This is a genomic window from Pseudoalteromonas sp. PAB 2.2 (genome assembly GCF_001938575.1).
GTDB lineage: Bacteria > Pseudomonadota > Gammaproteobacteria > Enterobacterales > Alteromonadaceae > Pseudoalteromonas > Pseudoalteromonas lipolytica.
Genome location: NZ_LYPI01000008.1, coordinates 431,902 through 456,963 on the forward strand (window position 1 = coordinate 431,902; position 25,062 = coordinate 456,963).

The window sequence follows — 25,062 nt, forward strand, 5'->3', positions numbered from 1 at the left end:
GTTTTATAAGGGCTAAATATGCGCTCATGTTAGCATATATTTAGCCATGATGGGATTATCGAATTTGTAAAAAATAATTATAAATCTGATACTTGAACAGTCTCTATTAAGTGGTCTAATAATGCTTTTACATTCGTTGCAATAAATTGCCTTGGCGGATATACCCCCCAAACGCCTTCAGGTGCGGGGGCAACATTGGAAAGCACCGCGACTAATTGACCTGACTGCAAATATTTATCCACGTAATAATCTGGTAGCTGCACAATACCTAAACCTTTAATAGCAGCATCAACCAAAGCCCAGCCACTATTACACTGTAATCGACCCGCCACTTTAATATGTTTATCTTGAAGTTGATCTTTCACACGCCAGTAACTGTTATTTCCAATTAAACAGTGGTGCTGATGAAGTTCACTCACACTATGAGGCTGACCATAGCTATTGATATAGTCTGGGCTACAACAAATCACTAAACGTCGCTGACTGATTCGTCTGGCCTTTAATGATGAATCCTTTAAATGCCCTAACCGAATCGCCAGATCAAACCCCTCATCTAATAAATTGACTTGTTCATTGCTCAAGTGACTAATAACTTCAATATCAGGATGTTTCTGCATAAATGTATGGACAGCAGGCATAATGTAGCTTTCGCCATACATCACTGGTGCAGTTAATTTAATTGTCCCTTTTGGTGTCAGTTGCTGCTCAGCCAAAAGTGCCGTGGCGTCGTCCATCGCATTTTGCAATTGTTTAGTTTGATGAGCAAACACTTCACCTTCTTGGGTAAGTACCACCTTGCGTGTTGTCCGAGTAAGCAATTGCGTATTTAAACGCTCTTCTAATTGGCTCACATAGCGACTGACATGCGCCACTGACATCCCTAATAATCGACTTGCTTTAGTAAAGCTGCCTGTTTCAGCGACGGCTAAAAACTCATCAATTCCATGCCAACGATTCATTATTACCATACTGTAAAAGTGTTTTAATAAATCGAAGATTATCATCCATTGAGAAATAAATAAAATAGTCTATGTTAATTATCTACTACCTACAAATAAGGGAACGTTATGACTGATTTTATTAAATCAAAAGCAGCAATTGCTTGGGGACCAAACCAACCTCTATCGATTGAAGAAGTCGATGTGATGATGCCTAAAAAAGGCGAAGTGCTTGTAAAAATTGTAGCAACCGGTGTTTGTCACACAGACGCATTCACTTTATCTGGTGAAGATCCTGAAGGTATTTTCCCTGCTATTCTCGGCCATGAAGGCGGCGGTATTGTAGAGGCTGTAGGTGAAGGTGTAACTCACGTTGAAGTCGGCGACCACGTCATTCCTCTTTACACCGCTGAATGTGGCGAGTGTAAAATGTGTAAATCGGGTAAAACAAACCTGTGTTCAGCTGTTCGTGAAACACAAGGTAAAGGTTTAATGCCAGATGGCACCACTCGTTTCTATAAAGACGGTCAACCAATTTATCATTATATGGGTTGCTCAACGTTTTCTGAATACACTGTACTTCCTGAAATTTCACTCGCAAAAGTGAGTAAAGAAGCCCCGCTTGAAGAAATTTGCCTACTTGGCTGTGGCGTAACAACAGGTATGGGGGCGGTTACTAAAACTGCTAAAGTACAACAAGGTGACACGGTTGCTATATTTGGTCTTGGCGGCATTGGTTTATCTGCCATTATCGGTGCAAAAATGGCAGGCGCTAGTCGTATTATCGGTATTGATATTAATACCAGCAAATTTGAACTGGCTACTAAGCTTGGCGCCACAGATTTAATCAATCCAAATGATTTCGATAAACCAATTCAAGAAGTGATTGTTGAAATGACCGACGGCGGTGTCGATTTCTCATTTGAGTGTATTGGTAACGTAAACGTAATGCGCTCTGCACTTGAGTGTTGTCATAAAGGCTGGGGTGAATCAGTTATTATTGGTGTTGCAGGCGCAGGCCAAGAAATTTCAACACGCCCATTCCAACTTGTAACAGGCCGCGTATGGCGTGGTAGCGCATTTGGTGGAGTAAAAGGCCGTTCTGAGTTACCTGAAATCGTAGAACGATATATGAAGGGTGAGTTTGCACTTAATGACTTCATCACACACACCATGAAACTTGAAGATATTAATGAAGCCTTTGACTTAATGCACGAAGGTAAGAGTATCCGCTCTGTTATTCATTACTAATCATTAATAAGCGCCTTGATTTAAAAGGCGCTTTCATTTTCAAGGATGCTGATATGCTCGAAAATATAAGCTCAACAAAAGTCAGCGGTGGTTGGCATAAGCAATACACGCATCAAGCGAGCAGTACACACTGCACAATGCGTTTTGCTATATTTTTACCACCGGGTGCAAGTGAAACCAATAAAGTACCTGTGATGTATTGGTTGTCAGGCCTTACTTGTACTGATGAAAACTTTATGCAAAAAGCCGGTGCCTTTAAAAAAGCCGCAGAACTGGGTATTGCTATTGTCGCACCTGATACAAGCCCACGTGGTGACACCGTACCTGACGACGAAAGCTACGATTTTGGTCAAGGTGCTGGCTTTTATGTTAACGCAACACAAGCCCCCTACAATGTACATTACAATATGTATGATTATGTTGTGACTGAGTTGCCAGCGTTAATTGAAGCGCACTTCCCTGTTACTGATAAAAAAGCGATTGCAGGTCACTCAATGGGAGGGCACGGCGCCCTAATGATTGCGCTTAAAAATCCAAAACAGTTTGTTAGCGCAAGCGCATTTAGCCCTATCGTCAACCCTATAAATTGTCCATGGGGTGAAAAAGCATTTAGTCATTACTTAGGGACTGACAAAGCGGCGTGGCGCAATTACGATAGCTGCGAGCTCATGAAACAAGCAAGCCCAGAAGATTATTTACCGCTGCGTATTGATCAAGGCGAAGCTGACAACTTTTTAGTTGAACAACTAAAAACAGAAAACTTGTTTTTGGTCGTCAATGAAAAAGATTACCCCGCTGAAATAAATATGCATGCTGGCTATGATCACAGTTACTATTTTATTAGTAGCTTTATTGATGAACATTTAGAGTTTCATCACCGTCACCTGTAGTGTACTTAGTGTGAGGACATAACTTCCTCACACGCTTTCAACAAAGCAAACAGATAGGCGCTAACGGTTGGAGCCTTGCTTTTGTCACTAACTTACTTACCTGAGAATCAAAGTAGCTGAAAATACTCACCCACAACTATTAAAGTATATCCTCAAAAATTATAAGTCGATTTAATTGCAACATGGCAGTTATATTTTTAAGACTTATTCAACAACAAACCATTGTAAATAAAGCTATTTTCACCTCATCCCCTCACGAAATTACCTAATTTAAAGCGCAAGCAAACTCTAATGTGAGCGCTCTTGCGATAAATACGTGCATCCTTTTTCTCTCGCTTGCGTCTCTAGTAGTGAAGTGAATGTTTAATCACAAAATAAGGAAGCAAGGTAATGAGTACAACTAACAACACCAGTAACCCCGATACTAGCAGTAACTGCGACGAGGCCTGTGTCTGTAACAATGAAAGTAACTGTAACAATGACTGTGACAGTAGCTGTAATTGTAACTGCAACTGTGCTAACAATGAGTGCCAAACCTTACAGCCCTGCCATTGTAAGAGCTGTAACCCAAATACAAAAAACAGCTGCTGTTAAGCTGTCATAAATATCAAGGCAACAGCACTTAGGTGCTGATGCCTTAGTATGGACGAAGCCTAATTATGATTGAAAATATCTGGAAGCAATTCCACCAGCAACTGCTGGGATTTATCGCCAGCAAAGTGAACGACCAAGCGATGGCTGAAGACATACTGCAAGATGTCTTTATTAAAGTGCTTAACAATATCGACAGCCTTAGTGCCGCCGACAAGCTACAGCCCTGGCTTTATCAAATCTGCCGTCACGCCATAATTGATTACTACCGCAGTAAACGTCCCAATAGTAGTAGCGACAAACTAGAGCAACTGCATGCGCCTGAGGTAGACTGGGCAGCTGCTTACAGTGAGCAGCAACTCAACCGCTGTATTAACACGTTAATTCAAGATTTACCCGCCCATGTTAGCAACATACTTATCGACAGCGAGTTGCAGCAACTCAAACAACAACAAATTGCCGACAAATATAAATTGAGCCTGCCAGCGGTTAAATCACGCATCAAACGCGGTCGCGAACAACTAAAAACTAAATTACAAGCGTGCTGTAACTTTACCTTCGCGGCACAGGGCATGGATGCAGAGTGTAAGAATCAATGCGGTTGCAGCGCAGATAGCTAGCCTATTAGAAAGCCGGCACTCACTATTTACTTTAAAGAGTCAGCCAGCAAGACGAGATTTCCTCACACGCTTTCACCGTGACAAAATTTTGCGGCACACTCACTGCGACTCTTCTTTAACCACCTCTTACAAATAACTAACAATCAATGACGACTGTAAAAAATGTTGAATAGCTTACTTACATAAGTCACGAACAAATTCTTTTAAAAACCCAACAAGTTGTAAAATAAAAATTATCAAAAAAGGCAGTGCCCCAAGAATCGCTACACTTCTATTTAGTAGCTCATCGTGTTGAAGCAACAATACATAACTACATAAAAACAAAGCTAAGCACCAAGCATATAAAGTAATCCCCTGCGAGTTTTCACGCCCCACTAGCTGCTTAATGACTAAAATTGCAGAGTCTGCTGATGTCGCAACAAACACAAGTAACAGCAGCAAACTAGCCCAAATAAATACCGTACCTTGCCAACCTAATTGATGAAAAAAAACAAACAGCCCTTGGCTATAATCATCTTTTATAGCCAATAAAATACCCGATTGATTCAGTTTATCCCATTCAATTGCTGCACCAGAAAATGCAGAAAACCAAATAATTGTTACAACCGTGGGAATGCAGACAACAGCTAAAACAAACTGCCAAACAGCTCGTCCTTGGCTAATTTTCGCTAAAAAAACACCCACGAATGGCCCCCATGCTAACCACCAAAAGTAGTAATTATAAGTCCATCGATTCGCCCAATCTGAGTTATTTAACTGGCTATCAAACTGCCAAGTACCCGTTACAAGTAGTTGTATGTAATAACCTGTACCATCTAAGGCTATCTGTATAATTGGCGCTATAGGAACGACACACAAAAGCCAAATTAATAGAGTAAACGCCAAAATTACATTAAATATACTTAACGATTGCACACCGCGCCTAATACCAAACTTTGCCGATACGGTATAAATAATGAAGAGCACCCCCACTATTAGAGAGCCAATTAAAGCTGGCGAAGTTATGTTTAACTCAAGCTCAACTCCTTTGCTGATCAGTAATGTAGAATTAGCAATGGTACCAACCACACCAAAAAAAATAGCAAATACGGCAATCAACTTAACCACAAAACAGAGAGTAAGTTGCCCCTGTTTATCTACCTTATTGCCTATTGCACTCATTACAGGCGCGCACATGTCACCGGATTTACCGCTGTATTGAGTTAAACCACCTAACACGATGGCAAACACAGCATATAATGCCCACGCATGTGCGCCCCAATTAACCAGCGTTAATGCAAGACTACTTGCTAATCTATCGGGGTATAAACTTTGCTTTAAGGGTGGGTTCAATGAATGCAGCGCAGGCTCAGCGACTCCCCAAAAAACCAATCCAGAACCCATTCCCGCAGCAAAAAGCATGGCAAACCAACCAAAGTTTGAATATTCAATGCGTGCATTCTCACCTCCTATTTTACGAGTTCCCAATGGACTAAACGCAAGTATTATTACTGCAAATAATAAAAAGTTAATTAACAAAAAGAAGCCGCTGCCTATGTGTGCCAATGCTGTAGAAATCATCGGCTGAACTTGTTCTGTCATTAAATTAGGTAAAACAACAGCGATCAGTGCAACAGTCAAGCAAATAGCCAGTGCCGTTTTTTCAAGTGAAGAGGTAGAGTGTTTCAAGATTAAGCCTATAGAGTGAGCGCATTAAGAATACTGTCAGCACGGCGTTGATACAAACAGGCAAAAGTGTGAATTATTACCTTTAACGCGTAAATTATACCAATACTGAATCACTACAACGCGGCTACATGTCCCTTAAAAATGTATTTATAAGTAGAGTTATAGAGTTATAGAGTTATATACGCTCTTTTAAACTAAATTTTCTTACACGATTTAGGAGCTAAAAATAAGGTGTATTTTTTGGGGAAAACGAAAAAAGGCGCTTTAAAAGCGCCTTGCTGTCAAGAATGTGCTTAAACATGTCTTGATCTTAATACATATCCTTATAAGGATTCGATTTGTTGAACGCTATCGCTTTGTCAAAACCTGGGATAGTCATCGATTCTTCATTAATAACAATGTCGTTTTCATCAATTAAACCATCACCAAAACGATAAATAAGCTCATAATGGCCTAAATCAGCTTGTTGCTTATATTCATTTTGTGCTTGTGCAACATGGGTATTGCGGTCTTGGTACTGAGCCATTTTTGCATCGCCATGACGCTTTGTCAGCATTTGCATTGTCACGTTTGGCGACAGCACTGTGGCGGTTGCATTATTACCACCAAACCCTTTTGAGTTTATAAAAGCGATATCCATTGCATCACATTGATAGTGCGCTGTGCGAATATCTAAATGCTGGCTGTAAACATCATCGGCCACTTTATCAATAGTGGTAATACCCGGCATAATATTATGACTAAACACGCCTAACGCCATGGCAAGTTGATCACCACTTGCCGGTGCAATTGTGTGGCCAACATACGCTTTTGGCGCAGCCACTTTCCAACTATCAATCGCAAATGTTTCAGCTACTTTATGATAAATAAGAGACTCTGTTACACGATTTTGAGGTGTGCTAGAACCATGCGCTAAAATAAAGCTGCGTTTTTGTACGGCTTCTTGACCAACAATACTGCTGGCAAGCGCGACCGATTTAGCCATTGTAATATAGTTACCTGGGCCCGGTGCTGTAATTGACTTTTTAATACCGTCGGCATTTACAAATACATCGGCAACAGAGCCTTGAATATCAGCACCGAGTTCGAGTGCAAGCGCATCATCCATTAAAATTGCCACCTGTGCGCCTTCACCAATAGTAAAACCGCAGTTTTCACCAAATGGACGACTGGTACGTCGATGATCTACCACATCGGTATTATCAAGACGTTTTAGGCCTTCTTCGTTAGCAAGTGCGCTCATATTACCAAAGCCTTCGACAATTTCAGGCGTAATGGCGCATTCAACAGATGCAACAATCGCAACGCGGGTGCGACCAGCTTGAATATCGTTAACAGCAGCGCGTAGGTTGTATAAAAAGGTGGCACATGCGCCCGATGTGGTGAACGTTGTTCCAACATTACCGGTCACATACGCATTAATGAAATCAGTCGACATGGTATTTAAGCCAAGTGCTAATTGTTTGGTGCTTACGCGGTCGCCCTGTTGTCTCGCACGAATTAAGCCACCAAACCCTTCGTCATCCACTTGCCCTGCTACCGAGGCCGAATATGTACCAATTTGATCAGGCTCAACACTATTCATAACATGCTGCCATGCAAGCCCTGTAGAGCGAATGGCATCGGTTGCCGCAAAAATGGTCGCTTGTAGGCCTCGTGGTTGGTAACGACTGTTATACATGGTCGCTGGATCAAAACCTGTAGGTAATTGACCCGCGGCTTTAATCGGGTTGTCACGGGTGCTGTCGTGCTTAATAGCAAGGTCGGCACTAATGGTTACTTTTACTTTTTTATCGCTGAGATCTTCAACCTGCCAACTTGCAGGTACTGGCGTTGGTAAATCACGACGACGAGTTTCAAACACAATTTGCTGCTCGTCAGACGCTGTCAGCGTCATTTTTTGTTGCCACGGAGTTGCATCAACGTCAAAGTGATTTTTTTCAATTTTACGGATTAGCGTACCTGCTAATACTTGTTCGCCGAATTGTGCTTCAATATCAGCTTCGTTAATAACGTTGCCTTCAGCATCTTTTAAAACGCCGTCGGTCAGTGTTACTAAATTCATTAACGTCGCTAAGCCTAAAAATGTCTCCTGACGGGCTGTTGCATCTAAGCTGTCTAACACGATACGACGATAACCTTGATGAAAAGAAGTGCGGCCAGCGGCATTAATACCACCCATACCAACAATAACGGGTAATGCTGTCATAAATAACCTTGAGAAACGTGTTACGAGAATTACTTAAGTTTAAATGGATTAACTAGGTAGCCTTGTGCTTTAATAGCCAAATAACATGCATAATAGGCCAAAACCAACTGGTCGGAGCAATAAAAGTGACACACGGTAAACATGCAAACGCCATCGAAATTAGTATTTTAGTGTACCCTCACCTACTCATTACAAGTCTTACTCTACCTATAGAAATGCTTAGGGCGGGTGAAGCTTTTGCGAAAAGTCATCACCGGTACGATGAATTTACCCCGCTTAATATCAATTTAGTTGCCAGCACAGTAAAACCGATTGCAAACAGAACGGGGCTTGCCATTATGCCCGACAGCGACCCCGACACAGCGCCATATAGCGATTTAATTATTGTTCCAGGTATTTGGCGTAACCCTCGACCTGTGGTGAGTAAACATCCTCGCCTTGTTAATTGGCTCGCTGATTCGTGGCTGCAAGGGAGCCATATAGTGGGCGTAGGCACAGGTAATTGCTTAGTAGCAGAAGCAGGTTTATTAAACGGTCACCCAGCCACAACGCATTGGCATTATGCTGAACAATTTAAACGAGATTACCCTAATGTACAGTTAAAGCCTGACTTCTTTATTACCCAGTCTGAGCGTATGTATACCGTTGCCAGTTTGAATGCCTTAGCCGATGTCATTGTGCATATAATTAGCCAGTATTATGGCCGAGAAGCCGCACAACATGTAGAGCGTAACTTCTCCCATGAAATTCGAAAACCTTACGAAGATCAGCGTTATTTAGAAGGTGCTGTTGATAAACACCCAGACGAATTAATTGCACAGATCCAGTTTTGGCTTAAAAACAATCTAACATCTGAGCTCACCTTACAGGAAATTGCAGCCCAATTTAGTTTAAGCTATCGAACGTTTACCCGACGTTTTCGCCAAGCCACCAGCCAAACTCCGATTGAATATTGGCAGCAGTTACGTGTACAAAGCGCGAAAGAATTACTCGCCTCTTCTAATTTATCAATCCAAGAGGTGGCACTTGAAGTTGGCTATAATGACCAAGGACATTTAACCCGTGTATTTAAGAAAGTACTGTCGCAAACACCCAGTGAATATAGAACAGTGGTAAGACGTAAGCTATTTGGTTAACGCTATTCGATACCATAAAACAACGCTTCAAAAGCCAACTCATACCATTTTGCTTAATTAAGTGAATAATTTTTGAGCGAATAAAACTTCGTTTGATAACAAGGCAAAAATTTAGTTATTTAGTTATTCTCGGCAATTGCTCCTGCATTGCTCTACCACCTGCATCCACGCAGTCGTAAATCAGACATTTTTAACGTAGGTAACGACCAGTTTAATCACTCGAAAGGATTTAATATTAATGAAAATGGGAATAGGTAGTGTAGGCGACGCATTTTTAATTATTGAGACAAACTAACTTAATTGGAAGCAAGCTCTTTGCTGAATATAATTTTGCTCTTGTGCGGGTTACCCCTGTCTTCATAACCCGCTATGGTATAGCCATTTTTTATCAACAGACTTAGCATCGCAGGAAAACGATTCATTGATTTCACATTAATTGCATCGTAATTATGCTCTTTCACCCACATTTCTTGTGCTGCTAATAAAGCTTGAGCAATTCCCATCCCTCGGCACTTTGGCAACACGGCACCAAGCCAACTATAAAAGGTATTATTATCTAACCCATAACCGAGCTTATACGCGACAGGCTCATTATCAATATACGCGACTAAAACAAGATGCTCACGACCAGCCAACTTTGCGTGTAATTTACTTAGCGTATTTCTGCCATCAAACTCAGGAATTTGGCTATCTACAAGTAATAAATCTTGTAAAGTAGCTGATTTTATTGAGTAACAAGTTGTCATTACATTTTTCCTACTCAAAATCTAAATTCAAATTGATCTGACTCCAAAAAGGATCCTACTTTATCGGGGTCAGATCAAATATCTAATGTTTGATTTCTAATTTCTAAAACTATTTTTCTTTCCGATAATACAATTTTGAATAGCGTTTTACTTGTGCGTGAACACCCCGGCCTAAACTTTTAAACTTCGCTTCCAGTACATCAACACCGTATAAAATAACCACAACCAATACCGAAAGCTTAATTGCGGCCATAAGGTTATCAGTGGCAATTACGACACCGATAGACGCTAATACCCAAATGGTTGCAGCTGAAGTAACACCGACCACTGCGCCATCTTTTGCCAGCATGACGCCGGCACCTAAAAAGCCAATACCTGTAATTATTTGCCCAACTACACGGGAGTGGTCAATTACATCACCATGTAACATAAATGCGGTGGCTAAGAATAAATAGGTCCCTAGAACAATAAGCGCCGAGGTGCGAATACCCACTGGCTTTCCGCGCAATTGGCGCTCCATACCAATGATCGCACCACAAAATGCGGCACTACCAATTGCAGACCAAGAGTAAGGGGCAATATCAAATAGACTATTCAGTGTCACTGTACTTCCAAATATTTGAATTAATAATTATAAAGAAAACGCCATCGCGGTGCTTAACCGCAATGATCCAAAGCTAGCCATTTTACTAAAATCGGCTTTTGCTATTGGCACATGTTGGCAATCAATGGCGAGTTGCTTTTTGTCTTCACAAAATGGGTCATGAACATATAAGCAATGCTCATCCACATGCGTTACGCACACCCAATGTGGTGATTTTTTACCATCAAAGCGATATGTACTAATGAGTAAAACCACCGCTTTACCCGCCGCCAGCCATGTTTCAATATCGTTAAGGGTTAGTTCTTGATAGCGTACAGGCATTTTCGCAACGATAGCTTCAGCAACAAATTGGTTATGCACTGTGTGTAAAATTGCTTTTTTCTTTTCACTTCTTACACCATCAATAAACAATGATTCACGGGTATTTAAAACAACATCAGCCTTAAATCCACGTTTCATCGCTGCAAGTGCTAAACCCAGCGGATGGCAGCCACCGTGACCCGAGGTCATAAAAATGGTGGTTGCCTCACGCCAAATATCAAGTTCTTTTAATTGGCTCATTGGCGTATTATTAAGCGACGACATAGCCATTAGTAATGCCGCGGGACCACAGGTAAATTCAGTGGTTTGTTGATACCACGGTGTGTGTTTATCAGCATTAAAGGCAGTATTACGACGAATCGTTTTTTGCATTCGTAGCGCATCACTGTGATCATCATAATAATCACTGTAATGACCAAACACATGATAGCCATGCTTTTCGTATAAACGAATTGCGGCCTGATTATTGACTGCAACCTCTAGTCGCATAAAACTACGACCTCGTTTTACAGTCTCGTTTTCAAGAGCAATTAGCAGCTGCGAAGCCACCCCTTTACCTTGTTGGCTCGCAAGGACGGCCAATGAGTACAACCGCGCTAACCGCGTGCCCTTATGACACCACACAAGGCCATAACCGACCAATTCACTGTTAACTTCAGCAACCATTAACAAACCATGGTTTGCTGAAAGCCAGCGCTTTAAGCTGCGACTGCTTAATCTATCTTGACTAAAGCTTTGCTCTTCAATGGCAACAAGTGCCGCCAAATCCGATACTTTCGCAAACCGGATTTGGCAATGTGATGTCTTCATTTAACCTCGGCCTCGTGCTTCAAGGCGTTGCTTAAATTCGTCCATAATGATCATATAAAGCTCATCGCCAAGGTAGGCATCTTCTACTTTGTGATCAATGCTTGGGTTATCGTTTACTTCAAGTACGTACGCGCGCCCTTGATGTTCTTTTACATCAACGCCATACAAACCTTTACCCACTGTTTTACAGGCTTTTAATGCCGCATCTAATACCACTTTCGGTAACTCAAAAGTCGGGAGAGTTTCAAATCCACCTGAAAAAAAGCGTTTTGCATCATGGTTGTAAATTTGCCAATGATTACGCGCCATTAAATAACGACACGCATAAATCGCGCGACCATTTAACACCCCTACACGCCAGTCATACTCTGTGTACATATACTCTTGTGCTAGCACTAGCGCACTGAACTCAAAAAGCTCCGAGAGTTTTGCAATCAGCTCTTCACGGTTCTGAACTTTAAACACCCCTTTAGAGAATGACCCCTCTGGCATCTTTAGTACTAATGGGTACGTAAAGTTTGTTTCTAAGTTTTCAATGGTGTCTGTTGATGTATCAGCTACCACATGTGTTTTTAAGCTTGGCACTTTTTGATAATTAAAGGCATCGTGTAAGTACACTTTATTACAGCAGCGTAAAATTGACTCTGCGTCATCAATTACCACAAGCCCTAAGCTTTGTGCTTTACTTGCTAATCGATAAGTTGGGTGGTCAATCGCCGTTGTTTGACGAATAAATAGTGCGTCGTATTGCGCAATACTGGTAATTTCATCAAAAGTCAGTGCTTGTGCATAAATGCCATGCTTAGCTGCCGCTTTAATAAATTTTGCAATGGCGTCTTTATCACTGGGTGGTACTTTTTCTTGGTGATCAACCAAAATCGCCATATCCCAGCGGTAACGGCGTTTTTTATCGTGAATACGCCAGACAGATTCTGTGAAGCTGCTTAACTGTTTTACAAATTCGGCAAACGCGTCGTCATCAAGCGCCGCAATAGCACCTTGTTTCACTACACCTTGCTCGTCACACACCAGTATTGGCGCAGGGTATTGTGAAAACAATGCTTTAGTTGCTTTAATATCGTCTTCGCAATGTGTTTGCCCAAAAAATACGGTGCGACCTTGTAATTGCATGTGGCGAGAGCTGTGCTCATCTGAACGTAATGCATTAATGGTTTTTACGCTGGGTAATACTTGGTGCTGTCTTGCTTCTGCAAGTAAAGAACAATAGTAACCCTTACTTAAATACTGTCCTGTATCGCACAGATTTAAAATACGTGTTTTGGGTTCGTTATGTTTTGGGTAATCACGTAGGTAAGTATCAAAAGTGATCACATTTTCAAAGTTTTGAGCAATACGCTGCTCGTTGTTATCAACCACAATCAAGGTTTTAAACACGACTTTTCCTATAATAAGTCTTTAATAATGAAAAAACACCCAACCAATTAAGTGAATGCATGAGGCTAAAATTCACTCAACTAGATGGGTGCTTATGATACCAACCCGCAATAATGCAAAATCATTTAGATTGATTAAGCGTGTGGGTATAAGCGCTAAGCTTGATGTGATTTATAGAGTGTTTTGCGAGGAGTTACCAACGAGATATTTTTCACTTAAAGATGAAATTTACTAATTAAAAATCAGTGTGTTTAAATTAACTTATCAATGGTATAAAACTGCTTTTTGTCGCCTATGACAAGTTCGACTTCGTCATCCACTTTTTTACCAAGCAATTTTTTACCTAAAGGTGCTTCGCGAGTCACAACATAAATCGTGTGCTCTTTAACTGTCACTGATAAGCCACCAGAACTTGGACCAATAAAGAACCATTTTTGCTGGTCTTGATCATCAATAAGAGAGACCAATGCCCCTTCGCGAACTTTCGGAAATTCTGTTTCTTTGAATACCGTATTAAACGCTTGAATATCACGGTAACATTCATTCACTCGTTCAGCTTGACCTTGAGCTAAATAGGCCGCCTCTAATCCTAGGGTGTCGTATTGAGTTTCGGCCACACTTTCTTCATGGGTGGCAGCATCATGAGCCGCTTTTGCCGCTTCTTTAGCACGGTGTAATTGCGATTCTAAGGCGAAACGAAGGTGTTCTATAACGTGTGTTTTATTCATATCAAAGCAGCTAAAACGTAAAATGCGCATTCTACCCTGTTTTACGATTTTTGTAACTGAACTGATATGGTTTGAATATGTTAGCAATAGCTCATTAGCTTATCTGATTGGTGCTTTATATTGCGCGTGCTAAGTTTAAAAAAGCGCAGGGTTAATCATGATTAACCCTGCGCAAGTGTGGTTAAGGCATATCAATGTAAGCTTGGGTTTTATCATCTAAAGTTTGCGTGTAATTATCGCTACTCAGACCCAATAACTGCGGTAACGTGGCAGCAATACAAATTGATGAAAATGTTCCCACCACAATGCCGACAAATAAGGCAATCGCGAACCCGGTTAATGCAGCACCGGCTAACAGCCATATACATGCGATGGTCGCAAGTGTTGTACCTGAGGTAATTAATGTGCGAGTGAGTGTAGAGCGTATTGCATCGTTGATCACCACATGAGTATCAATGCGCTGACTACCTGATTGAATACGTAAAAGCTCCCTGACTCTGTCGCCAACAATGATTGAGTCATTTAATGAGTAACCAATAATTGCTAATAAACTCGCCAGCACGGTTAAATTAAACTCAAGCCCTAATAACGAAAACAAACCTAGCACCAAAATTAAGTCATGTAATAGTGCGACCACTGAGCCCACAGCCAGTCGCCATTCAAAACGCACGGCTAAATACACCATAATTGCGATAAGTGCGGCAAAAAGTGCTAAACAACCTTGCTCAAATAACTCATCACCCACTTGAGACCCTAAAAATGAAGTTGAAAGCACTTTAAAGTCAATGCCTTGCTGGCTAAGCTCTGCCTGCCAATTAGCCGTTGTATTAAGGTCTGGGGCTTGTCTTAAAACAAAGTGATGATCGCCTGCTTTGCTTATTATTAGTTTATCGACGACCTCAGGGCTTAACTTTGCTGTTAAGTCTGCAATCGAGGTAACCGATTCGGTGCTAATATCTGTGATATAGCCCCCTGTAAAATCAAGTCCAAAGTTTAACCCTTTAGCCGATAACACCCCAAGGCTACTTATCACTAGCGCACAGCTTAGAAGTAATCCTAAAACGCGCGCTTTACTTGCTGCTGTTAATGTAGACCAGCTCATGCTTTTGCCCCCGCTAAATTCGTTAATTTAATATACAGTGTTTGGCTAAGTGCTTTTGAAATATACACACCGGTGAACACACTGGTGAGTAAGCCAAGTGCTAACGTAATGGCAAATCCTTTGACGGGGCCATACCCGACTGCATACAAAATAATCGCCGTAATCATGGTTGTTACGTTTGCGTCAAAAATGGTGGAAAATGCTTGATTATAACCCTGCTCAATGGCTTGATAGGTGGGTCTACCTTTGCGTTTTTCTTCTTTAATACGCTCGAAAATAATCACATTAGTATCAACGGCCATACCTATGGTCAACACTAAGCCCGCAATGCCAGGTAGCGTGAGTACAACGCCCGGTAATAATGACATTAACCCCACTAGTGCCGTTAAATTAAGTAATAAAGCAATATTGGCAATAAGCCCTAACCGGCGATACCACAGCGCCATAAAAGCAAGAGTAATGCCTATACCCAGCATTAATGCAGCAAGGCCATGCTCAATATTCTCAGCACCTAAGCTTGGCCCTATCGTTTGCTCTTGAACTATTGTAACGGGTGCTGTGAGCGAACCTGCACGCAATAACAATGCTAAATCGTAGGCCGCTTGTGGGCTTTTCATATTGGTGATACTAAAACGTGAACTTAAATGTTGAGCAATATTGGCGATATTAATCACTTCACTTTTTTTAATCACTTCGCCGTTGGCGTTTCGCGAATACTCTGAGTAAACAGTGGCCATGGGTTTACCAATGTTGCGTTTTGAAAAAGCAGACATTGCATCGCCACCTTGCGAATCTAAACTCAACTGAACAAGCGGTTTCCCCCACTCATCTTTGCCCACATTAGCGTTATTAATATGGTCCCCCGAAAAAATAGCGACAGGGTTAAGGTTAACAACTCCGCCACCTTGTACATTAAAGGCTTTGCCACCTACTTCAACAACCTGATAAAAATCAAGGGTTGCTGTCGCACCAATGATCCGCTTTGCCTCTGCGGGGTCTTGCACACCGGGTAACTCTATGCGGATACGCTGCTTGCCTTGTCTCTGTGTTACCGCTTCAGTAATACCGAGCTCTTCAATACGTCCTCGTAATGTTGTTAAGCTCTGCGCCATCACTTGTTTATCAAACTCACTGCGGCTTTGCTCATCAAAATGCAAAAACGCCGTGGTTAAATTATTACTGGTTGATTTAGTTTGCACGAGGCCTTTAAATTGCGCTTGTAACGTGGCGACTAAGCCAGCCAGGTTATTTTCACCACTGGGTAAAACGTGCAGTTCAATGCCGCCTTTCACTTCACTGGCACGAATGCCGCGTACTTTCTCTTTGCGAAGTACTAACTTAGTTTGTTGATAGACACTACTTAGGTGCTCTTGCATCGCTTTATCTAAATCAACATCAAGCACGAATAGCACGCCACCGTTTAAATCTAGCCCGAGCTTTATTGGCGATAAGCCTAACTGCTGTAACCATTGAGGGCTTGTGGCATGCTCAACAATTTTGCTATTTAAGGTGGGGTACGCTGTTTTAATAAAGCTCAGCGCATTGGCACTTTGTGTTGGCTCATTTAATAAAATAGCCAACTGATTAGCTGAATCATTCGCTTTGTCTACCTTAAAACCCTGTTGATTTAGCGAATTAGTCACCATTTGCAGTGATACAACCTGTTCAGGTTGCTCGATGTGTAACCACGATTTATTTGGGTATAAATTAGGTAGCGCACTGATAGCTAATAAAATGCAGGCAGCTATCATAGCGGCATAGCTCATTTTTAGTCGACGCCAAAACGTCGGCTTTTGTTTCTTTGACATACAAGACTTCCTTCCGACTCTATTAAGCCGGTAAAATTAATTCCTAAAATAAAAAAATGACGAAGGAAGTCGTTTAGCTGTGGTATGTAGCGCGGGCTTTATAAATAAGATTAGCGTCTTTCCAGCCACTAATACGTGATTTTCGCGCACTCGTAATAGCAAACCAAGGAACAGTCTGTGCTCTTTTAGGAGGTGCTAAGAAATGTGCTTTACCCCAGTTTTCAGCGAAAAACTCAATCAATAACTCATAATCAGGATCTACCTGACTATGGTAAAGAAATAAGGATGAATTACTGGCTGTAAGTCGGGGTAATAAAGTATCAAAACCCGACTTTTCTAAAGGCTTTGGATGAACAATAACCTGTTTATGGGCAATGATAGGGGGTTTAGTTAACTCAAGCTGATAAAATTTAGTGGCAACCAGTGGCGAATCAGTCGAAGGCGCAGCTAAGCTCTGTGCACTAAAAAGCACAGTAAATAGCAATATAATGACTGAAAAAAACCGTAACAAAGAGAAACCAATAAATTAAGCGGATAACCCCTCTATAATGAGGGTTAAAAAATAAAAAACAAGTCATTAAACACATAAAAGCGAGCCTAAAGAGGCTCGCGTTTTAGTGTCAACTTACTGCGTTGTTATCACACGTCTAATGATGACATATCAATGACAAAACGTGAGGCCATATCACCTTGTTTTAATTTATCGAAGGCATCATTAATTTCGTCCATTTTGATCATTTCAACTTCCGGAAGAATATTATGTAAGGCACAGAAATCTAAGATCTCTTGTGTTTGCGCTATCCCTCCAATCAATGAACCGGCAACACGACGGCGCCCCAATAACATTGGAACTGAGTTTGACTCAGCAAGCTCACCCACTTGACCAACCAAGACTTGCGTACCATCAATATCAAGTAATGGCATGTAAGGTGTAAAGTCATGCTTTACAGGTATGGTATTTATAATGAGATCAAATTGATTAGCATGTGCTTGCATCGCCGCTTCGTCGCTTGAGACTAATAACTCTTTTGCGCCATACGATAGCACCTGCTGTTTTTTCTTATCGCTACGGCTAATAGCCGTCACATGTGCGCCCATTGCCGCTGCAATTTTAATTGCCATGTGGCCTAAACCACCTAAGCCGATTACAGCCACACGACTGCCCGGACCCACATTCCAAGTACGAAGTGGTGAATAGGTTGTGATACCTGCACATAAAATAGGTGCGCATTTAGCTAAATCTAAACCTTTTGGTACACGTAATACAAACTCTTCACGCACCACGATGTGTTTTGAATAGCCGCCTTGGGTTAATTCACCGCTAATTCGGTCTTGACCAGAATAAGTGCCAACCATGCCTTCACGGCAAAACTGCTCTTCACCCTGATGACATTGGTCACAACTCAGGCAACTATCAACCATGCAACCTACCGCAACATGATCGCCTACTTTGTACTTAGTAACGCCGCTGCCTACTTCAAGAACACGGCCTACAATTTCATGACCTGGCACAACGGGGTACTGAGTCCATCCCCAATCATTTTCTGCAGTGTGTAAATCTGAATGACACACACCACAATAAAGGATTTCAATCGAGACATCTTCGTCACGAAGTGCACGACGTTCAAAATGATACGGCTCTAAAGGTTTTTCTGAGGCATGTGCTGCATAACCAATGGTTTTCATGATTACTCCTTTACTTTCTTCGTGTTTACGTTTGTATTTAACTACATGTTAATGCTCTCATGTATACTGTCACCAGTATAGAGGTAAAGCTGCATTTTCACTTTCCTAAAATACCGATATGTTTGCCTATTTTTATTAAATTAATTCTAAGAGACCCCCATGCGTGGAATGAGCCGTCGAGAACAGGTTACAAAATCCCCTGATGCTATGAATTTGTCACAAAGCATTAAAACACTGTGGCCCTATTTAATGACGTTTAAAGGAAGAGTTACTTTAGCAGTATTAGCACTGATTGCTGCTAAAGGCGCGACATTATTGATGCCTTGGGCTCTAAAAGAAATTATCGACGCCGTTGATGCCAATATTCACCCTATTTTAAGTGTGCCTGTTGCCCTATTAGTGGCCTATGGTTTACTTCGTTTTGCGAGTGTGTTTTTTGGCGAAATACGTGATGCCCTTTTTGGACGCGTAACAGAACACGCAATGCGTCATATCGGTCTAAAAGTGTTTAAACATTTACATAACCTCGAATTGGCTTTTCATTTAGACAGACAAACCGGCGGTATTAGTCGCGACATTGAGCGAGGCACCAATGGACTTAGCTTTTTAATGCGCTTTTTAATGTTTAATATTGTGCCCACTTTATTTGAAATTATGACTGTGGCGATTATTTTTGCCACCCTATTCTCTGCGTGGTTTGCTTTAGTGACCCTCGTGGCCGTTGCAACTTATATTGTCTTTACTGTTGTTGTCACTCAGTGGCGCAACCGATTTATTCGTGAAGCAAATGCTGCTGATAATAATTCGAATACCCGTGCAATCGACAGTTTACTTAATTACGAAACAGTAAAATATTTTAATAATGAACAGTTTGAAGCAAACACCTACGACAGTTTTCTCGCTAAATGGGAACAAGCGCGACTTAAAAACCGCATGTCGTTGCTTGCGCTTAATTCAGGACAAGCACTTATTATTGCTGCGGCCATAACGGCACTAATGTGGCTGGGCGCCAGCGATGTTGTCAATAAAAAATTGAGTATTGGTGAGCTGGTCATGATTAATGCCTACATGATTCAGTTATTTTTACCGCTCAACTTTTTAGGCTTTGTGTACCGAGAAATCCGCCGTGCACTCACCGACCTCGAAAACATGCTCGGGCTTTTAAATAGAAAAGCAGCAATAAGCGATGATACACATGCCACACCGCTGAAATTACACAACGCAGCTATTCGCTTCGACAATGTGTCATTTAGTTACGACAAGCAACGCCCTATCTTAAAGCAATTAAGCTTTGAGGTAGCAGCTGGCAGTAAAGTCGCCATTGTGGGTGCCAGTGGAGCTGGTAAAAGTACCTTAAGCCGCCTGCTTTATCGGTTTTATGATGTCGATGCAGGAAACATTTATATTGATGACCAAGCAATTAATACGGTTACTCTAGAAAGTTTACGACAAGCAATTGCTATTGTGCCGCAAGACACCGTGTTATTTAACACCACAATTCGCGATAACATAGCTTACGGTAACCCCCAAGCAAGCGAGGCTGAGATTGATCACGCGATCTCACTTGCGCACCTTGATAGTTTTATTGCAAGTCTTGATAAGGGCGATCAAACACTCGTTGGTGAGCGTGGTTTAAAAGTATCGGGGGGCGAAAAACAACGCATAGCTATTGCTCGCGCAATTTTGAAAGGCTCACCGATTTTAGTGTTTGATGAAGCAACCTCGGCTCTCGATTCACATTCAGAACAAGCTATTCTGAGCGCCATGCGTGAAGTGGCTAAAAAACACACCAGTCTTGTTATTGCGCACCGCTTATCAACCATTACAGATGCCGATAAAATCATTGTAATGCAAAATGGTAAAGTGGTTGAGCAGGGTCAACATCAGCAGCTCCTCGCAGCGAATGGCGAGTATGCCCGAATGTGGCAATTACAACAGAGTGAAGAATAAAAACTGTTAACTAGCGCGCTAAATGATTAGAATAGCCGCTTTAATTTTCACTAAAACAAAAAGGCAACACGCAGATGGGAAGAGCTTACCAAAATAAAAAAGATTCAATGGCTAAAACTGCGGGTGCTAAAACCAAAGTTTATTCTAAGTACGGTAAAGAAATTTATATCTGCGCTAAGAATGGCGGTGTAGACCCTGATGGCAACTTAGCGCTGCGCCGTTTAATCGAGCGCGCAAAGAAAGACCAAGTTCCTACGCATGTAATCGAGCGTGCAATCGATAAAGCCAAAGGGGGTGGCGGCGAAGATTATGTTGCGACCCGCTATGAAGGGTATGGCCCAGGCAACTGCATGATCATAGTTGACTGTTTAACAGACAATAACAAACGTACTTTTGCCGACGTACGTGTGTGCTTTACCAAAGCAAACGCCAAAATTGGCGCACAAAACTCGGTATCGCATATGTTTGACCACCTCGCTATTTTTGTATTCGATGGCGACGATGATGAAGCCGTATTAGAAGCATTGATGATGGCCGATGTCGATGTGACGGATGTTGAACTTGAAAACGGTAAAATCACTGTATTTGCACCGCACACAGAATACAACAATACGCGCACTGCACTTGAAGAAATGGGCATTAGCGACTTCGATGAAGATCTCATTGCTTTCGTACCACAAGTTGAAGCACCAATTGAAGGCGAAGACGTTGAAGTAATGGAACGTTTTTTATCAATGCTAGAAGAGTGCGACGACGTACAAAACGTTTACCACAACGCACAGTTTTAATTAACAAGGCCAACTATGTTGGCCTGAACACATGGACTTAATTTTGAATACCCTCGAAGAGTTAAAATCAGGCGCTTTACAAGGCTGTACTCGCCTGCAACTCGTAGAAGCACTGACTGATTTTCCAAAAGAAATTTACACCCTCGCCAACACATTAGAAATTCTCGATTTATCGAATAATCAATTAAGCGACCTACCTGATGATTTCCACACGCTAAAAAACTTAAAGCGTTTGTTTTTATCATTTAATCAGTTTAAGCACATTCCGAAAGTACTAAAGCAATGCCCAAATTTAATCATGGTGGCGTTTAAAGGGAATCAAATTTGCGAGTTTGCCGAGCACAGCTTACCACGCAATATCGAATGGCTAATTTTAACCGATAACCAAATCAAAGCGTTGCCTGAATCATTTGGTGAGTACCGTAAACTAAAAAAATTAGCGTTAGCCGGTAATCAGTTAACGGCCCTACCAGAGTCAATGAGTGCTTGCCACGAGCTTGAATTGGTTCGCTTAAGTGCCAATAGGCTTTCTAACATTGATAACTGGTTGCTTGAACTGCCCAAACTTGCGTGGCTTGCATTTTCGGGCAATGATTTTAATCGTTCAGATTCTCTAAAGTCTGAGCAATTTTCTGAAATTGGCTTAGATGAACTAGATGTAAAACAGCAAATTGGCCAAGGTGCCTCGGGGTTTATTCATTTAGCACAATGGCAGCAGCGCCCTATTGCCCTTAAGTTATTTAAAGGCAATATAACCAGCGATGGCTACCCACTAGATGAGTTAAATTGTTGCTTACAAGCAAACGAGCACCCGAACCTAATCAAAGCACTTGGCTATATAAATGAGCCATCACAATTAGGTTTAGTCATGGAGCTGATTGGTGAAGGTTTCAGGAATCTCGGTTTACCACCGTCGTTTGACACTTGTACTCGCGATACCTTTGAAAATGGCTGCCAATATAGCCCTGAGTTTGTGCTAAAGGTTGTGAAACAAATGAGCAGCACACTGGCGCATTTGCACAAAAACCATGTCAGCCATGGTGACATCTATGCGCATAACAGCATGATAAACGACAACGCTGACTTACTTTTTGGCGACTTTGGCGCAGCAACCGACTTGTCACAGTTAGTGCCGTATCAGCAGCAATGCATACACGGCATAGAAATACGTGCGCTTGGTTATTTTATTGAAGACTTACTCACAGTCGTCAGCAACGAGAACGCCATTACCGAACAACTTGCCGCCATCGCTACAGATTGCTTACGCGTAGCAGCTATACAGCGACCCAGCTTTAGCGAAGTATTAAACCGGTTATAAAAATAAGGCCTCGTTGAGGCTTTATTTTTGCTTTTTAAACGGAAACAACTGCTGTTTGAGCATACCTTCTGGCATGTAATCACCCACCACACCGTATTTATCAGGCCACTCGGCTTGCCCTTTTACCGCCGTGCCAAGTACGTAATCTAAAAACGAGAAGTGCGCGGCATAGTTTCTATCAATTGCGGCTTTATCTGATGAATGATGCCAATGGTGAAATTGTGGTGTCACAATGATATATTTCAACCACCCAAATTTAACCCTCACATTGGCGTGGTTAAATACCGCCTGAAAACCAACAATGATCACGTAAAGACTAATGACATCAGAAGGAAAACCAAGCACGAAAATAGGCGTAAGCACTAAGCTGCGAGTCACTAAAATTTCTAAAATATGCTGACGAGATCCCGCTAACCAATCCATTTCTTTTGCACTGTGATGCACAGCATGAAAACGCCAAAGCAATGGCACTTCATGATAAGCTTTATGAACAAAATACTGCATTAAATCAGCCACTAAAATAATCAAAAACAGTTGTAGAACAAACGGCATTTGCACAATAAAGCCTTGTACAGTCTCAGACACTGCCCACCCAAACGCATGGTGAACAAACTGGTTCGTTGCAAGCAGTACAAAGCCAATAATTAAATGATTAATAAAGAAATGATTTAAATCCCCTTGCCACTCAGAACGTAAAATCTTTTGCTCTTTGCGATGCGGTAATAATTTTTCAATAAGGATAAAAATAAGCGTAGAGCCGAGTAAATCAAGAATAAACCAATCAAGCCCTAAATACGGCGTGTTATCCCTAAAGTCGCCCACTTCAACGTTAGGACCACCAAACGCAATCGCCACCGTTATCAATACCCAAGCAGTTGCCCCCAGTCGTTTATTGGTATTACGGACAAAGTTCAACAGTCCTAAACTGCCTGAAATAATCAGTGCCACAAACATTAACTGACGTAAAAATTCGACACTGTAACTTTGTCGTAATTCTGGGGTTGTAAGGTATTCAGGGAAGTGAAAAGCCAATACACCTAAACACGATAACATCGCTAAAAAACAGGCAATATAGCCACTAATATTACCCTCGCCGATGTGAAACTGCTCAGCACGGAAGAGTCGCTTACAAATACGAGACATCATCTAAAATCCATTTAATAATTTGTCGCAGCATAGCACAGACAATTATGCGTAAAAATGGGTAATTGAATTAGCCAACGCGACATTAAAACACGAAAGCGGAATATGTTATTTGAGCGCAGCCTACTGCAACACTAAGTAAAAAACTCGCGATGAAAGTGCGCTCTGGTAGTATGTGATACAGCAAAGTTGGCATTGTTTTAAGCTGCTTAAATGTTGGCAAAAACAAGGCACTATGCGACTCAAAGCGTAAAAAAAGCTGTTTAAATTTATAAAAATAAAGCTTGATACCAACTAAATGTATAAGCACAAATGTGGTTGGGCCTAAAATTTCAACTAACGCCATTAACTCGTAACCTATCATTAACTCTGGGCCAGCCAGAAGTATAACGAGAACAAGCGCGATTGATTTATAAACGCTGTTGCCTAATAACGATTTAAATTTTTGATACATTAACTTCCCTATTTAGGTATCGACTTCCCGATAGAAATCTATTGAAATGCTTTATCAAACTTTTCTTGATCAAGGTATTTATCAAATGCGCCCAAAGCATTACCAACACTGGGCTCTGTCATTAATTCTTGCATTGCAACTTCACCAACAAGACGAAATGCATTTTCCATTGCCCCTTGCCCACCGACATCAATAGCGGCTTTTGCTTGCTTTGGGCAGTCTTCGGTTAATAAGCGCGTAACTAATGCGCCAACATAGCGATTGGTATCATCGATATCTTGTTCTGTCACGTTTGAGAAAGGTTTGATAATACTGTGAGTCGACATACCCAGATAAATCCACTTGGCAAGGTTCTTACGTTCCTTACCGTTGAGTGAATCAGTTAGGCAAACAGCGAGTTGCTGCGCCTCTTGAGAAGCGAATGTATAACTAGGAAGCATTGCAAGTGCACTAAGTAGAAGCGGTAGCAGGATATTTTTCATTGTTCGTCCCTCGATGTATTTAACCATAGAATTCGACTTCAGTTTTTACACCGAATGGTAAAACAAACTCCCTGAATTCAGGATCACTTTTATCTGCTTTTGGGTATTTAAGGTTGTACATATTCTTCTTGAACATATTCAAAAATTGCTTATTTTGTAATTTATTATCCAATACCCTTACCTTAACTAAATCACCCGTTTGATTGACCATCAACAAAAATAAAATTTTATCATCAGAACGTCTAAAGTCGTCTTTTGCTTGTAACAAAACGTCTTTGGGGAGAGTAAAGTCAGGATAGTTATTAGTTGTGGTTGAGCCACAGGATGCTATGAGTAAACATAGTATTGGCAATACTTTATTCATTATTTTTCCCTGAAATATTGGTAAACAACACGATACTGCGAATAAAATGTTTTTTCTAGC

Annotated in this window: 22 protein-coding genes; 7 read left to right on the plus strand and 15 right to left on the minus strand. The window is 41.4% G+C overall.

The features are described 5' to 3' along the window. Positions 1-77 precede the first annotated feature (77 nt). Positions 78-959 carry a LysR family transcriptional regulator gene (locus tag BWD47_RS06015; protein ID WP_083633639.1) on the minus strand — a complete coding sequence of 294 codons (882 nt, stop codon included), beginning with the start codon at positions 957-959 and terminating at the stop codon, positions 78-80. 108 nt (positions 960-1,067) lie between these two features. On the opposite strand from BWD47_RS06015, the gene BWD47_RS06020 reads away from it, so the two are divergent. From BWD47_RS06020 to BWD47_RS06030, 3 genes are all read left to right on the plus strand, one after another. Further along, positions 1,068-2,189, plus strand: a complete 1,122-nt coding sequence (locus BWD47_RS06020; RefSeq protein ID WP_036968764.1) for an S-(hydroxymethyl)glutathione dehydrogenase/class III alcohol dehydrogenase — start codon at positions 1,068-1,070, stop codon at positions 2,187-2,189. 53 nt (positions 2,190-2,242) lie between these two features. Continuing rightward, complete coding sequence (fghA, locus tag BWD47_RS06025) at positions 2,243-3,079, plus strand: S-formylglutathione hydrolase (RefSeq protein ID WP_074988271.1); 837 nt, start codon at positions 2,243-2,245, stop codon at positions 3,077-3,079. A gap of 659 nt (positions 3,080-3,738) precedes the next feature. Further along, positions 3,739-4,290, plus strand: coding sequence for a sigma-70 family RNA polymerase sigma factor (locus BWD47_RS06030; RefSeq protein WP_075593630.1), 552 nt, complete (start codon positions 3,739-3,741; stop codon positions 4,288-4,290). Positions 4,291-4,464: 174 nt separating this feature from the next. Here BWD47_RS06030 and BWD47_RS06035 read toward each other — a convergent pair whose 3' ends face one another. After that, the gene (locus BWD47_RS06035; protein ID WP_231387323.1) at positions 4,465-5,958 is read right to left on the minus strand and encodes a BCCT family transporter; all 1,494 of its coding nucleotides are present in this window, start codon (positions 5,956-5,958) and stop codon (positions 4,465-4,467) included. 310 nt (positions 5,959-6,268) lie between these two features. Next, entirely contained in the window at positions 6,269-8,167 is a 1,899-nt protein-coding gene (locus BWD47_RS06040) for a beta-ketoacyl synthase (protein ID WP_036968770.1), read from the minus strand. A 125-nt stretch (positions 8,168-8,292) separates the two neighbouring features. Here BWD47_RS06040 and BWD47_RS06045 point away from each other — a divergent pair, with 125 nt between their 5' ends. Next, complete coding sequence (locus BWD47_RS06045) at positions 8,293-9,303, plus strand: GlxA family transcriptional regulator (protein WP_036968773.1); 1,011 nt, start codon at positions 8,293-8,295, stop codon at positions 9,301-9,303. Positions 9,304-9,599: 296 nt separating this feature from the next. On the opposite strand, the gene BWD47_RS06050 is transcribed toward BWD47_RS06045, so the two are convergent. The 9 genes from BWD47_RS06050 to BWD47_RS06090 all read right to left on the minus strand — a co-directional run bounded on the left by BWD47_RS06050 (position 9,600) and on the right by BWD47_RS06090 (position 18,503). Further along, complete coding sequence (locus BWD47_RS06050; RefSeq protein WP_075593632.1) at positions 9,600-10,049, minus strand: GNAT family N-acetyltransferase; 450 nt, start codon at positions 10,047-10,049, stop codon at positions 9,600-9,602. Between the two features lie 109 nt (positions 10,050-10,158). Further along, positions 10,159-10,653, minus strand: coding sequence for an MgtC/SapB family protein (locus BWD47_RS06055; protein WP_036968779.1), 495 nt, complete (start codon positions 10,651-10,653; stop codon positions 10,159-10,161). Positions 10,654-10,680: 27 nt separating this feature from the next. Next, on the minus strand, positions 10,681-11,784 hold the full coding sequence (locus tag BWD47_RS06060) for a GNAT family N-acetyltransferase/peptidase C39 family protein (RefSeq protein ID WP_075593633.1): 1,104 nt from the start codon (positions 11,782-11,784) through the stop codon (positions 10,681-10,683). Further along, positions 11,785-13,179, minus strand: a complete 1,395-nt coding sequence (locus tag BWD47_RS06065; RefSeq protein WP_075593634.1) for a RimK family protein — start codon at positions 13,177-13,179, stop codon at positions 11,785-11,787. It abuts the gene before it with no gap. Between the two features lie 251 nt (positions 13,180-13,430). Next, positions 13,431-13,907, minus strand: a complete 477-nt coding sequence (locus tag BWD47_RS06070) for a GreA/GreB family elongation factor (RefSeq protein WP_036969237.1) — start codon at positions 13,905-13,907, stop codon at positions 13,431-13,433. Positions 13,908-14,088: 181 nt separating this feature from the next. Continuing rightward, a complete protein-coding gene (gene secF, locus BWD47_RS06075) occupies positions 14,089-15,009 on the minus strand; it encodes a protein translocase subunit SecF (protein ID WP_075593635.1) in 921 nt (306 codons plus the stop codon). Further along, complete coding sequence (gene secD, locus BWD47_RS06080) at positions 15,006-16,817, minus strand: protein translocase subunit SecD (protein WP_036968792.1); 1,812 nt, start codon at positions 16,815-16,817, stop codon at positions 15,006-15,008. Before secD ends, secF begins: the two co-directional genes overlap by 4 nt. Positions 16,818-16,890: 73 nt before the next feature. Further along, a complete protein-coding gene (locus BWD47_RS06085) occupies positions 16,891-17,328 on the minus strand; it encodes a hypothetical protein (RefSeq protein WP_036968795.1) in 438 nt (145 codons plus the stop codon). Between the two features lie 128 nt (positions 17,329-17,456). Further along, positions 17,457-18,503: an NAD(P)-dependent alcohol dehydrogenase gene (locus tag BWD47_RS06090; RefSeq protein WP_036968798.1), complete on the minus strand. Its 1,047-nt coding sequence runs from the start codon at positions 18,501-18,503 to the stop codon at positions 17,457-17,459. Positions 18,504-18,710: 207 nt separating this feature from the next. On the opposite strand from BWD47_RS06090, the gene BWD47_RS06095 reads away from it, so the two are divergent. From BWD47_RS06095 to BWD47_RS06105, 3 genes are all read left to right on the plus strand, one after another. Then, positions 18,711-20,453, plus strand: coding sequence for an ABC transporter ATP-binding protein/permease (locus BWD47_RS06095; protein WP_075593684.1), 1,743 nt, complete (start codon positions 18,711-18,713; stop codon positions 20,451-20,453). A gap of 74 nt (positions 20,454-20,527) precedes the next feature. Beyond that, positions 20,528-21,241 carry a YebC/PmpR family DNA-binding transcriptional regulator gene (locus BWD47_RS06100; RefSeq protein ID WP_036968801.1) on the plus strand — a complete coding sequence of 238 codons (714 nt, stop codon included), beginning with the start codon at positions 20,528-20,530 and terminating at the stop codon, positions 21,239-21,241. Positions 21,242-21,272: 31 nt separating this feature from the next. Continuing rightward, positions 21,273-22,559 (plus strand): leucine-rich repeat-containing protein kinase family protein, encoded by a 1,287-nt coding sequence (locus tag BWD47_RS06105; RefSeq protein WP_231387322.1) that lies wholly within the window; start codon positions 21,273-21,275, stop codon positions 22,557-22,559. Between the two features lie 21 nt (positions 22,560-22,580). Here BWD47_RS06105 and BWD47_RS06110 read toward each other — a convergent pair whose 3' ends face one another. The 3 genes from BWD47_RS06110 to BWD47_RS06125 all read right to left on the minus strand — a co-directional run bounded on the left by BWD47_RS06110 (position 22,581) and on the right by BWD47_RS06125 (position 25,002). Beyond that, the gene (locus tag BWD47_RS06110) at positions 22,581-23,705 is read right to left on the minus strand and encodes a sterol desaturase family protein (RefSeq protein WP_075593636.1); all 1,125 of its coding nucleotides are present in this window, start codon (positions 23,703-23,705) and stop codon (positions 22,581-22,583) included. 489 nt (positions 23,706-24,194) lie between these two features. Further along, positions 24,195-24,638 carry a hypothetical protein gene (locus BWD47_RS06120; RefSeq protein WP_118844217.1) on the minus strand — a complete coding sequence of 148 codons (444 nt, stop codon included), beginning with the start codon at positions 24,636-24,638 and terminating at the stop codon, positions 24,195-24,197. A gap of 19 nt (positions 24,639-24,657) precedes the next feature. Further along, positions 24,658-25,002: a hypothetical protein gene (locus tag BWD47_RS06125; protein WP_075593638.1), complete on the minus strand. Its 345-nt coding sequence runs from the start codon at positions 25,000-25,002 to the stop codon at positions 24,658-24,660. Between the last annotated feature and the right edge of the window lie 60 nt (positions 25,003-25,062).